The 11252-nt window shown below is 61.4% G+C and carries 10 protein-coding genes; 6 read left to right on the top strand and 4 right to left on the bottom strand.

Annotated elements, in window-relative coordinates; genetic code table 11:
• The 3 genes from PV407_RS18265 to uvrA form a co-directional block, all read left to right on the top strand.
• A partial coding sequence (locus PV407_RS18265; RefSeq protein ID WP_332091383.1) for a YhgE/Pip domain-containing protein occupies positions 1 to 1297 on the top strand: 1297 nt, incomplete at its 5' end.
• A gap of 135 nt (positions 1298 to 1432) precedes the next feature.
• Positions 1433 to 2365 carry a hypothetical protein gene (locus PV407_RS18260; protein ID WP_332091382.1) on the top strand — a complete coding sequence of 311 codons (933 nt, stop codon included), beginning with the start codon at positions 1433 to 1435 and terminating at the stop codon, positions 2363 to 2365.
• Positions 2366 to 2441: 76 nt separating this feature from the next.
• Positions 2442 to 5369, top strand: a complete 2928-nt coding sequence (uvrA, locus tag PV407_RS18255; RefSeq protein WP_332091381.1) for an excinuclease ABC subunit UvrA — start codon at positions 2442 to 2444, stop codon at positions 5367 to 5369.
• Between the two features lie 132 nt (positions 5370 to 5501).
• Here uvrA and PV407_RS18250 read toward each other — a convergent pair whose 3' ends face one another.
• Together PV407_RS18250 and PV407_RS18245 are read right to left on the bottom strand one after the other, a co-directional pair.
• On the bottom strand, positions 5502 to 7520 hold the full coding sequence (locus tag PV407_RS18250) for a penicillin-binding transpeptidase domain-containing protein (RefSeq protein WP_332091380.1): 2019 nt from the start codon (positions 7518 to 7520) through the stop codon (positions 5502 to 5504).
• Between the two features lie 143 nt (positions 7521 to 7663).
• On the bottom strand, positions 7664 to 8170 hold the full coding sequence (locus PV407_RS18245; protein ID WP_332091379.1) for a hypothetical protein: 507 nt from the start codon (positions 8168 to 8170) through the stop codon (positions 7664 to 7666).
• Between the two features lie 154 nt (positions 8171 to 8324).
• Between PV407_RS18245 and PV407_RS18240 the strand changes: the two genes are divergently transcribed.
• Positions 8325 to 8522 (top strand): hypothetical protein, encoded by a 198-nt coding sequence (locus PV407_RS18240; RefSeq protein WP_332091378.1) that lies wholly within the window; start codon positions 8325 to 8327, stop codon positions 8520 to 8522.
• A gap of 123 nt (positions 8523 to 8645) precedes the next feature.
• Here the strand turns inward: PV407_RS18240 and PV407_RS18235 are convergent, their stop codons facing one another.
• The gene (locus PV407_RS18235; protein ID WP_332091377.1) at positions 8646 to 9005 is read right to left on the bottom strand and encodes a winged helix-turn-helix transcriptional regulator; all 360 of its coding nucleotides are present in this window, start codon (positions 9003 to 9005) and stop codon (positions 8646 to 8648) included.
• 160 nt (positions 9006 to 9165) lie between these two features.
• On the opposite strand from PV407_RS18235, the gene PV407_RS18230 reads away from it, so the two are divergent.
• The gene (locus tag PV407_RS18230; RefSeq protein WP_332091376.1) at positions 9166 to 10104 is read left to right on the top strand and encodes an aldo/keto reductase family protein; all 939 of its coding nucleotides are present in this window, start codon (positions 9166 to 9168) and stop codon (positions 10102 to 10104) included.
• 181 nt (positions 10105 to 10285) lie between these two features.
• Positions 10286 to 10585 (top strand): hypothetical protein, encoded by a 300-nt coding sequence (locus PV407_RS18225; protein ID WP_332091375.1) that lies wholly within the window; start codon positions 10286 to 10288, stop codon positions 10583 to 10585.
• On the opposite strand, the gene PV407_RS18220 is transcribed toward PV407_RS18225, so the two are convergent.
• A complete protein-coding gene (locus PV407_RS18220) occupies positions 10580 to 11182 on the bottom strand; it encodes a GNAT family N-acetyltransferase (protein ID WP_332091374.1) in 603 nt (200 codons plus the stop codon). The genes PV407_RS18225 and PV407_RS18220 overlap by 6 nt on opposite strands.
• Positions 11183 to 11252 lie beyond the last annotated feature (70 nt).

The raw sequence follows: 11252 nt of genomic DNA, 5'->3' as shown, positions 1-11252 counted from the left end.
CACGCTGCGCGACGGTCTCGCCGATCCGGCCGCATCGTCGGCGGCGCTGGCGCAGCTGTCGCGGCGGCTCGCCGTAGCCGCGGACGCGACCGGCACGCTGCTCGCCCTGTTCGAGCGGCTGGACGGCTTCGCCGGGGCGGACCGGCTGAAGCCGGCGATCGCGAAGCTCGGGCAGGCGCGGGACCGGCTGCAGCGGCTGAAGGCGATCGCCGACACGGCGTCCGCGGCGGCCGCCGCCGGCGACAAGCTGTCCGACGCGCAGCTCGCCGAGCTCGAACGGCTGGCCGGGGAAGCGTCCGCCGCGCTCGGCGACTTGGCGGGCCGCTACGAGCCGGAGCTGCTGCCGGCGATCGTGCAAGGCTTCGCCGCGGCGAAGCAAGCCGCCGACACGGCCGCTTCCGCCCTGCGGCAGGCGATCGCCGCCCTCCCGGACGTCCGGCGCATCGTCGACGACGCGGCGCAAGGGCTCGCCGCCGCCGACCAGGCGCTGCAGGAGACGATCGCCCGCCTGCCCGACGCGGCGGCGAAGCTGCGCGAGCTGGCGGACCGGATTCGCGCGCTGGAACGGCAGGGCAGTCTCGAGGAGCTCATATCGCTGCTGCGGAAGGATGCGACGAAAGAGAGCGAATTTTTCGCGGAGCCGGTCGTGCTGAGCGAACACCGGCTGTTCCCGATCCCGAACTACGGGTCCGCGATGTCGCCCTTTTTCAGCACGCTGTCGCTGTGGGTCGGCGCGCTGCTGCTCGTCTCGCTGCTGACGGTCGACGTTCACGCCGCCGATGCCGATTCGCCGCAAAGCCATCACGTCTATTTCGGGCGCTTCCTGACGTTTTGGACGATCGCCCTGCTGCAATCGCTGTTCGTCACGGTCGGGGATATGGCGCTGCTCGGAACGTACGTGGCGGATCCGGCGCCGTTCGTCCTGTTCGGAGCGCTCATCAGCACGCTGTTCATGCTGATCGTCTACACGCTCGTTTCCGTATTCGGCAACGTCGGCAAGGCGCTGGCGATCGTGCTGCTCGTCCTGCAGCTGTCCGGCTCGGGGGGAACGTTCCCGATTCAGGTGACACCGGCCTTTTTCCAGGCGATCTACCCGTTTCTTCCGTTCACCTACGCGATCAGCCTGATGCGGGAAGCCGTCGGCGGCATCGTGCCGGACATCGTCGTCCGCGACCTGTGCTTGCTCGGGGTGTACGCGGCGCTGGCGCTCATCCTGGGCGTCACGCTGAAACATTGGATCAACCGCGTCAGCGCCAAGCTGGTGAAGAAGGCGAAGCAAAGCGGACTCCTCCATTGATGCGAACGTTTTTCCGCGGACGGGGCCAAGCTTGAAAAATATTTCCATGGAACCGATTTACATGCGAACAAATGTACGGTATATTGGAAACATGCTTGGCAAAGTCCGCCTATCGCAAAGGAGCTAGGGATCCCCATGGAAAGCGCCGTCAATACCGCCTATCGGGAAGCTTTGCACGCCTTCGTGGAACGGCTGAAGCAGGACGATCAGATCGTGGCCGCCATCCTGCTCGGCAGCTTGTCGTACGACCAGGTTTGGGAAAAGTCGGACATCGACATGAAGCTGATCGTGCACGACCAGAAGCTCGTCCGGCACGGCATGTGCTTCGTCCAGAACGGCATTCCGATCAACGCGACCATCCAGACGCGCGACGAATTCAAGCGCTGGGTCGAGAAATCGGTGTCGACCTCGTTCAACCATTCCTACTTGCTGCGCGGAACGCTGCTGTTCACGCGGGACAAGACGCTCGAGGACTATTTCGACAACATTCGTTACGTCGGCGAGCGGGACCGCCGGCTGCAGCTGCTGCAGCTCGGCTGCCATATTCTCGGGATGCTGGCCAAGGCGGAGAAATGGTTTTACGTCAAGCGCGACGCGGCTTACAGCGCCTTCTGGATCGTCAAGACGATCGACGCGCTCGCGCAGATCGAAGTCATTCGCGCCGGCGACGTGCCGATGCGGGAATGCGTGCAGCAGGCGGCCGCGCTGAACCCCGACTTTTTCCGCGACATCTACGACGGACTCGTTCGCGAAGCGGTCGATGCGGACAAAGTCCGGAACGCGCTCGATCGGATCGCGGACTTTATGCGGGAGCGGGAGCTCGAGCTGTTCCGCCCGATTCTCGACTATTTGAAGCAGGAAGGCGACGCCCGCTCCGTATCGGAAATGTCCGACAAGCTCGGGGCGATCGTACGGCTGGACGCAGGCCTGCTCGAAATGGGATGCAGCTGGCTCGTCGAACGCGAATATATCGTCCAAATCCCGATGAGCGTCAAGCCGACGCCGAAAAGCCGTCTGTTTCTCGACGAGCCCGGGTATATGCTGCCGGAGGAAGACGAATTCGTTTAAACATTGCGGAGGCTCCCCGAAAGCGGCCGGAACGGCTTCGCATTCGGGCGAACCGGGAAGGAGCGAACGCCGTTTCATGAAAACGAGCATCGAAGTGAGAGGCGCCAGACAAAACAATTTGAAAAATATCGACGTCAACATCCCCCGCGACCGGATGACCGTCATTACGGGCGTCAGCGGCTCGGGCAAGTCGTCTCTCGCCTTCGAGGTCATTTACGGGGTAGGCCAGCGGCGGTTTCTCGAATCGCTGTCGACGTTCGCCAAAAGCCGGATGAACCAGCTGAAGAAGCCGGACGTCGACTTCGTGTTCGGCCTGTCGCCGGTCATCGCGATCGAGCAGAAGAAAGGCATTCAAAATCCCCGCTCGACGGTCGGCACGATGACCGACCTGTACGACTTTTTGCGGCTGCTGTTCGCCTCGAGCGGCGAAGCGTGCTGTCCGTTTTGCCGCCATCCGATCGAGACGAAGACGGTCGGCCAAATGATCGACCACGTGCAGGCGCTGCCGAACGGCACCGAGCTGGAGGTGCTCGCCCCGATCTTCAAGCTGTACGACGAAGATTACCAGACGCTGTTCGACGAAATTCGCTCCAAAGGGTTCCGCACGGTCAAAATCAACGGAACGCCCCACCATCTCGGCGATCCGGTCGAGCTGGACGAGGAAGCCGATTACCGGATGGAGGTCGTCGTCGATAAAGTCGTCGTCTCGCCGAGCTTGTTCAAGGCGCTGGCCAAAACGATCGAAAACAGCTTGAGCCTGATCGGCGACGGATTCATCCGGTTCGAAATAACCGGAACGGCGGACGGCAAGCCGGCCGACATGAAAGCGTTTTATCGCGATTTCGGCTGTCCGACGCACCATCTCGTGCTCGGCGAGCTGCATCCGTCCTACTTCTCGTTCAACGATCCGAACAGCGCCTGCCGGACGTGCGGCGGCATCGGGACGTACTTGCGGACCGAGAAGCGCTTCCTGATCCGCAACCCGGAGAAAAGCGTCGCCAAAGGCGCGCTCGACCATTCCCTCTACGGACCGAGCACGAAGAAGTCGTACCGCGGCATGATCATGCAAAGCTTGTTCGCCCATTACGGCTGCAGTCTCGATACGCCTTTCAACGAGCTGCCCGAGCACTTTATCGATATTTTGTTCAACGGAACGAGGGGCGAGCAGTTTCCGCTCATCATGACCGAAACCGACTCCCGCCACGCGAAACGGCAGGTCGGGCAGCTTCGGCGGTACCCGGGGCTCGTCGCCGAGGTGAACCGCTGGTACAAATGGTTCGTCAAGAAACGGGCCGGAAGCGGCGGCGACAACGAGTTTTTCAAACGGGTGATGGTCGAGAACACGTGTCCGGACTGCGAAGGGAAAAAGCTGAAGCCGCAGCGGTTTTGCGTGCGCATCGGCGGCAAAGACATTCACGAGCTGTGCAGCGTTCCGCTGAAGGAGCTGAAATCGTTTCTGGACGGCGTCGCGTTTCCGGAGCATAAGCGGCAGGTCGGCAAGCAAATCGCGTCCGAGATCGAGACGCGGCTGTCGCTGCTGATCGACATTGGCCTCGAATATTTGAATCTCGGCCGAAGGTCGGACACGATATCCGGCGGCGAGGCGCAGCGCATCCGGCTGTCGACGCAGATCAGCTCCGGGCTGATGGGCATGCTGTACGTGCTGGACGAGCCGAGCATCGGGCTGCACGCCCGCGACAGCCTGAAAATCGTCCAGACGCTGCAAAAGCTGCGCGACATCGGCAATACGATCATCGTCGTCGAGCACGACATCGATACGATCCGCAGCGCCGATCACATCATCGAGATCGGACCCGGACCCGGCGAGCGGGGCGGGCAGGTGATCGCGCAGGGGACGGCGGCGCAGCTGCGCAGGTCGAAGCAGTCGCTCACCGGCTCGTTTTTGTCCGGAGCGAGACGGATCGAGGTGCCGTCCAAGCGGCGCGTTCCCTCCGGCTTGTATTTGCGCATTCGCGGCGCGCGCGCCAACAATTTGAAAAACGTCGACGTCGATATCCCGCTGGGCGTTTTGACGTGCGTCACCGGCGTGTCCGGCTCGGGCAAAAGCACGCTGATCAACGAAGTCATGTACAAGCAGCTGTACGCCGTATTCCAGGATCAGCGAATCGTGCCCGGCGAGCACGATTCGATCGAAGGCGCCGAACATTTGACCGGCATCATCAACATCGACCAGTCGCCGATCGGACGGAGCACCCGCTCCAACCCGGCCACGTACGTCGGCTTCTTCGACCGGATCCGCGAGCTGTTCGCCGAATCGGACGAAGCGAAGGAGCGCGGACTCGGCAAAAACGAGTTCAGCTTCAACCAGAAGACGGGCCGGTGCGAAAGCTGCCAGGGCGAAGGCATCGTCACGACGCAGCTGCAGTTTATGGCCGACATCGAATCGGTATGCCCGGCGTGCAAAGGCGCCCGGTTCAACAACGACGTGCTGGAGGTGCGGCTGAAAGGCAAAAACATTTCGGAGGTGCTCGACATGAGCATCGAAGAAGCGATCGCCTTCTTCACCGACCAGCCGTACATTTTGCACAAGCTGAACGTGCTGAACCAGCTCGGGCTCGGCTATTTGAAGCTCGGCCAATCGTCGACGACGTTGTCCGGCGGCGAGGCGCAGCGCATCAAGCTGGCGACGGAAATCGGCAAGCTGAAGCGCGGCTCGCACAACCTGTACATTCTCGACGAGCCGACGACGGGCCTCCACCTGCACGACATCCAGAAGCTGATCGACTGCTTGAACCAGCTCGTCGAAAACGGCCATACCGTGCTCGTCATCGAGCACCATCTCGACGTGATCAAAGTATCCGATCATTTGATCGACATGGGGCCGGAGGGCGGCAAGGACGGCGGCAGCGTCGTGGTGCAGGGGACGCCGGAGCAGGTCGCGGCGGTCGAACAGTCGCATACCGGGAAGTTTTTGAAGGCGGTGCTGAATACCGACAACCGGTATTGGGACGAGCGCGAGAAAGTGCTGCAGACGAACGGCTAGAAGCGCGTTCTTGGCGGAAGCAATTTCCGTTATTCGCGAGAAATGATGCGAAATCGCGGGCATTGCGGCATCATTTTCCGCTATTTGCAAAATCGAACGGACCGGCACTCGCTGCCGGTCCGCTTTCGCCGTTTATCGCTTCATCGCAAACTGAAAGACGCGTTTCGCTTTGGCCGTCACATACCCGCTCCCGCCGCGGCCTTTGACGTCCTCGACCATGACCGCCAGCAAAAGCTGCGGACCGGCGGCGTCGAAGCCGACGAACCAGCCGTTTTCGAGGCCGTCCTCCTCCTTGCTCCGCTTGAATTCGGCCGTTCCCGTCTTGCCCGCGATCGAAGCTCCCGGTATGTAAGCGCCGTGACCGGGGGCCCCCGGGCCGGCGACCGCCTGCACCAAATCGCGTCTCAGCAGCTCCGCCGTTTCCGGCGCCATCGCTCCCGGCTTCCATCGTTTCCCGCGACCCGCCGCCTCCTCTTCCGTCAGCACCGGATACGCCATATCCCCTTCGTTCACGAGCGCGGAAAAGACGAGCGCGGCGTGCAGCGTCGTCATCGTCACTTCCCCTTGGCCGTAGCCGGAATCGGCAAGCTGAATGTCGCTGCGAATGCCGGTATTGGAAAGCTGCGACTTTTGAAACGGGTACGAAACCGGCAGCCGCTCGCCGATGCCGAACTTGGCCGATCCGGCGGCAAACGTCTGCCGCCCGAGCTCCAGCGCGACCTGCGCGAAATAGATGTTATCCGAGTAAACGAGCGCTTTTTGCAGGTTGACCGGGCTCGTCTCGTTGACGCGCTTGACATAGTAGTTTCCCCACGACCCGTCCTTGCTCCACTTCAGCCCGGTTATCGGCTTCTCCTCGGCCGGATCGAGCACGCGCGAATCCAGGCCGATCGCGGCCGTTACGAGCTTGAAGGCGGAGCCCGGCGCGTACGCTTTCGTAAACCGGTTCAAAAACGGCTGCTTCGGATCCCGGTTCCACGCGTTATACCGCTCCGCGGACAAGCCGCGCTGAAACGCGTTCGGGTCGTAGGCCGGACTGCTGACGAGAGCCAAAATGTCGCCGGTCGCCGGCCGGATCGCCGCGGCGGACGCCGCATCCTGCTTCAGCTCGTCGTACAGCGCCCGCTGCACGTCCGCGTCGATCGTCAGCCGGATCGTTTCCCCGGCCGAGGCGTCCTTCCGGGCGATCGTTTCCTTCGTTTTGCCCGCGCCGTCGACAATGGAAATGCGCGCCCCGTCCTTGCCTCGCAGCCGCTCCTCGAACAGCTGCTCCAGCCCGGCTTTGCCGATCAAGTCTCCCGCCGCATAGCCTTGCTCTTTGCGGCGTTCCAGCTCCTCGGCGCTGATCTCGCCGATATATCCGGTTACATGCGCCGCCGACTCGCCGTACGGATAGACGCGAACGTCTCTGCTCTGCACGTCCGCGCCGGGAATGGCCCGGAACTGCTCGGCGGCCGATTCGGCCACGAACGCGAGCGGGACGAACGAATCCGGCTTCACCCATTTGGCGCCCAGCATGCCGTTGATCGCCTCGACGCTGAAGCCGAGCTTGTCCGCGAGCGTCGCCTTCGTCCGTTCCGCCGCGTCGCCGAGCCGGCCCGGCACGATCCCGACCTGCGGCGCCGTACCGTTCACGGCGAGTCCGTTCCCGTTCCGGTCGACGATTTCGCCGCGCACGCCTTTCGCGGTCGTCACCCGAACTTTATCCCCGTCCGCCATATGCGGAAACAGCAGCGACGGCTCCCAGGCGATCGTCCATCTCGGCCCGTCGGCGGTCTCGGCTTTGACCAGCTTCGCTTGATGGTCGAACCGCAGCGGACCCGCCACCGTTTCCATCGCGACGCGGTACGGAATCGTCACCTCGCCTTTGTCCAGCTCTTCCTTCGCCGGCTCCTTCGGCATGATGTCGACGGCCAACCCGCTCGCTTCGATCCCTTCATAGATGGCGCCGTACCGTTTCGCGAACTCGTCTTCGGTTATGCGCGCCTGCGCATCCGGCGACAAAGCGCCGTACATGCCGGCATAATTCAGCTGCCGCCAGGCCGATACGTACGCTTCCATTACGGCCGCGGGCGGTTCCGCCTCCTTTTGGCAGCCGCCCAGCGCCGCGGCGAAAACGACGGCGGCGATATACCCGATCCATCTGTTCATGATGCATCCCCTCTTCCGAAACCGATTCGGGCACGACCCGCTTTCGCGGTCACGTTTCATCTTAGTACGGCGCGCCGGGCCGTTCAATGAACGGACGCTCATCGTCCGGTGACGGCTTCCTGTTGAAGGGGGATGAAGGTCGTTTATTTCCGGGAGGCGAGGTCGGAGGGGGACGGCGGTATGGAACGTGCGCCGTTCTTGGTCCAATAGCCGGTCATGGCCGATTGAACGAAAACGGCGGCGGACAGAAGCGCGCCCGCAAGCAGGATAGCGGGATGCGTCTGGTACCCGATCGCGATACCATGCATGTCCGTCGGAAAGAGGCGCGCCAAAGCCGACGCAATCGCTCCCTCGAAAACCAAGACGACCCAACCGAGCGCCGTCAAAACGGAGCCCGCCGTTATCGCCGCGATCGCCGTCGCACCGATGCCCGGTCTGACGCGGGCATACAGGGCGGTCAGCGGCGAGGTAGCCAGAACGGACAGCCCAGTCACCCACAATCGCAAGTCCAGAATGGAGAGGCGCACCGCATGAAAGATTTCGCCGGACGTACGAACGCCGTGATAAATCGCCCCGAACGAATACATGCAGACGAGCGTCGATATTCCCAATAAGGCTCCCAAGAGCAGCGGATAGCCGAACGGTTTCATTCGCGGCCCCCTTTTCGCAACATATGATCGGCATTCCGGACTTCCCGAATCGTTCGAATGTTCGTTTTTAAGCCGCCGCTTCGAAACGGCAGGAATCGATCCGCCCGGACGAGAATAATAAAGATACGATACCAATGGAAACGGAAGGTTCTTTATGGTCGAAAAGTATCCGCTCCTGGAGGAGCCCGGCAAGACGATGTTCGTGTTCGCCGCGAACGGCAAATATTACGGTCATATTATTAAAGACCGGACCGATAAAGGGCCGGCCAAATTTTTGTTCGAAACGCCGCGCTACGAATCGGTCGAAGCGCTCAAAAGCGACTATCCGCCGGCGACCGCGTCCGGCGGTTGAGCCGCGTAAATTTTCCGCGATGCTTCGCCGGAACGATGCGTCTTGTCCGGTACCCGTCTCCGTCCTCCGCTTCCTTCGAAACGGCCGTGCGCCCCGTCCGCGCGAAGCGGCGGGGCCGTCCGGCTACGCCCATTTGGCCGCCCACAGCTTCATGCTTTTAATAATCGGGTGCAAATCTTGCCCTTTCGGCGTAAGCGTATATTCGACCGTCACCGGCACGGTCGGGTATACCTTCCGCTCCAGTACGCCCTTCTCCTCCATATGGCGCAGCGTGTTCGTTAGCGCCGTCGGACTGATATGATGAATGCTCCGCTGAAGCTCGCCGAACCGCTTCGTCCCGCCGAACAGCTCGCGAAGGACGAGAAACGCCCATTTGCCGCCGATGACGTCGAGCGTTTTTTCGATCGAGCATTCGATGCATACCGGTTCTTTCGGGATATAGCCTTTTCGGTGAGGCGCCTTGTCTTCGCTCAATTTCTCCATGTCGATCCTCTCTTTCGTCACATAGTTAGTTAACTGGACTTGAGTAACTCGTTCCGATTTCACTTCTTTTAAAAGTGTACCAGCTTTTTTTATAATAGAAAAGTATCGTTCTACAGGCGGACGACAAGTCCGCTTCATTTTGCTACGGGGAGTGAGTTGCATGAAATACCGCAAACTGGCGAAAACCGGATTGAAAGTGAGCGAAATCAGCCTCGGCAGCTGGCTGACTTACGGAGGCTACGTCGAACGCGAAAACGCCGTCGGTTCGATTCGCCGCGCATACGACCTCGGCATCAACTTTTTCGATACCGCGAACGTCTACGAGCGCGGCGCGGCCGAGCTTGTCGTGGGCGAAACGCTGAAGGAATATCCCCGCGAGTCTTACGTGCTCGCGACGAAAGTGTTTTGGCCGATGGGCGACGGTCCGAACGACCGCGGCTTGTCGCGCAAGCATGTGTTCGAGCAGCTGCACGCGAGCCTGAAGCGGCTCGGCACCGACTACGTCGACATTTACTATTGCCACCGGTTCGATCCCGAGACGCCGGTCGAGGAAACGCTGCGGACGATCGACGATTTCGTCCGGCAGGGCAAAGTGCTGTACGTCGGCGTCAGCGAATGGACGGCGGCGCAAATGGCGCAGGCGCTCGGCGTGGCCGACCGGTACTTGCTCGACCGCATCGTCGTCAACCAGCCCGTTTACAACATGTTCAACCGCTATATCGAAAAAGAAGTGATCCCGTTCGGCACGCAGAACGGCATCGGCCAAGTGGTGTTTTCGCCGCTCGCCCAAGGGCTGCTGACGGGCAAGTATAAATCGGCCGCGGACATTCCGTCCGACAGCCGCGCCGGCAAGCTGGAAGGCGTGCGCAAGTCGATCACCGAAGAAAAAATCGCCAAAGTCGCCAAGCTGACCGACATCGCGAATGAGCTGAACATTACGGTCGGCCAGCTGGCGATCGCCTGGATTTTGCGCCAGGCGAACGTCGCCAGCGCGCTTGTCGGCGCGAGCCGCCCCGCCCAGGTGGACGAAAACGCGGCGGCGTCCGGCATCGAGCTGAGCGCGGACGTCATCGAGCGGATCGAAACGATTTTGCAGTAAGATCGAAAAAAAGAAGAAAGCGCCGGGAGAACACCCGGCGCTTTTTTCGCATTATGCAATGGGATAGCACCCAACGATTGGAAGGGGCCGCTCCTGTTCGATCCTACATTTCCGCGAATCCGCCCCGCTTTGCTATAATGAAACAATGAACGCTGTCCGCACATTGCAGGGGGGATTCGACATGGCTTTCGGCATTACCCGCGACGAGCTGAACCGCTGGAAGGAAACGGTAGCCCGCGGCGAAATCGCGTTTTTGACCCATTATTGGCTGGACCCCCGCTTTCCGGGCAGCCGTACGGTGACGAAGGTCGGCTGCGCCGACCTGGAGCGGCTGACCGCCTGGTGCGAGGCCCATGGTCTGAATCCGCGCTACATCCATAACCGTCCGCCGTTCCCCCATTTCGATCTGATCGGCCGGAAGCAGGCCGACATTTTGCGCCGGGAGCGGCTGTGGGACCATTTGGAACGGTTCCGGCTATAGCGCTTTGTCGACCGTTTTTCGCATGTACAGTCTGGCGTTGAACCCCGTCCGCTTGCGGAACAGCCGCTGTTTTTTCGTGCGGAATACGGCGAACCCCTGCTTTTCGTACAGGCGGATCGCCCGCTCGTTCGTATCCGTCACTTCCAGCGTAAATACCCGGTACGGCAGCCGCTCGAGCAACTGATTCAACAGCGCGGTCGCCACGCCCTTTCCCCTCGCATTCGGATCGGTAGCGACGGCTTCGATATAGCATTCGCCGTCCGCCAAACGAAGCGGCGCATGAAGCTCCCGGGCGAAGAGGGCGTGCAGCAGCCGCCCTTTCACGGCCCCGGCGATCTGCATCATGTCGCGCTTCTCGAACCGGATCGCGCGCGTCCGGTTCGTCGAGTAGGCCGTAATGCCGACAACGCGTCCCTCGCTGACGGCCGCGAAAAATTGGGCGCGGATGAACGATTTTCGGATAAGCCCGACCAGCGCGTCCCTATCGCGCGACAAGTAGGAGAGCGAATCGAAATAGCTGTCCACGAATACGCCCGCCGCCTGCTCCAAGCCGGCATCGTCCAATTCGTCCATCCGTTTGATCGCTAACGCCTTCACAGGCAACACCTCCGCTAGCCCGACTATACCCGAATCCGATGCGAACGTCATACTGGCTGCGGAACGAAAC

Origin of the sequence: Paenibacillus sp. GYB003, assembly GCF_036577625.1 — a bacterium.
Taxonomy (GTDB): domain Bacteria; phylum Bacillota; class Bacilli; order Paenibacillales; family NBRC-103111; genus Paenibacillus_AB.
This window is presented reverse-complemented; position numbering and strand designations above follow the sequence as displayed.

What these genes read in the sequence shown, in the direction of transcription:
- PV407_RS18235 (WP_332091377.1), bottom strand. Translation starts at nt 9,005, where the DNA reads ATGGAGAAATTGAGCGAAGACAAGGCGCCTCACCGAAAAGGCTATATC.
- PV407_RS18225 (WP_332091375.1), top strand. Translation starts at nt 10,286, where the DNA reads ATGGCTTTCGGCATTACCCGCGACGAGCTGAACCGCTGGAAGGAAACG.
- PV407_RS18245 (WP_332091379.1), bottom strand. Translation starts at nt 8,170, where the DNA reads ATGAAACCGTTCGGCTATCCGCTGCTCTTGGGAGCCTTATTGGGAATA.
- PV407_RS18240 (WP_332091378.1), top strand. Translation starts at nt 8,325, where the DNA reads ATGGTCGAAAAGTATCCGCTCCTGGAGGAGCCCGGCAAGACGATGTTC.
- PV407_RS18230 (WP_332091376.1), top strand. Translation starts at nt 9,166, where the DNA reads ATGAAATACCGCAAACTGGCGAAAACCGGATTGAAAGTGAGCGAAATC.
- PV407_RS18260 (WP_332091382.1), top strand. Translation starts at nt 1,433, where the DNA reads ATGGAAAGCGCCGTCAATACCGCCTATCGGGAAGCTTTGCACGCCTTC.
- PV407_RS18250 (WP_332091380.1), bottom strand. Translation starts at nt 7,520, where the DNA reads ATGAACAGATGGATCGGGTATATCGCCGCCGTCGTTTTCGCCGCGGCG.
- uvrA (WP_332091381.1), top strand. Translation starts at nt 2,442, where the DNA reads ATGAAAACGAGCATCGAAGTGAGAGGCGCCAGACAAAACAATTTGAAA.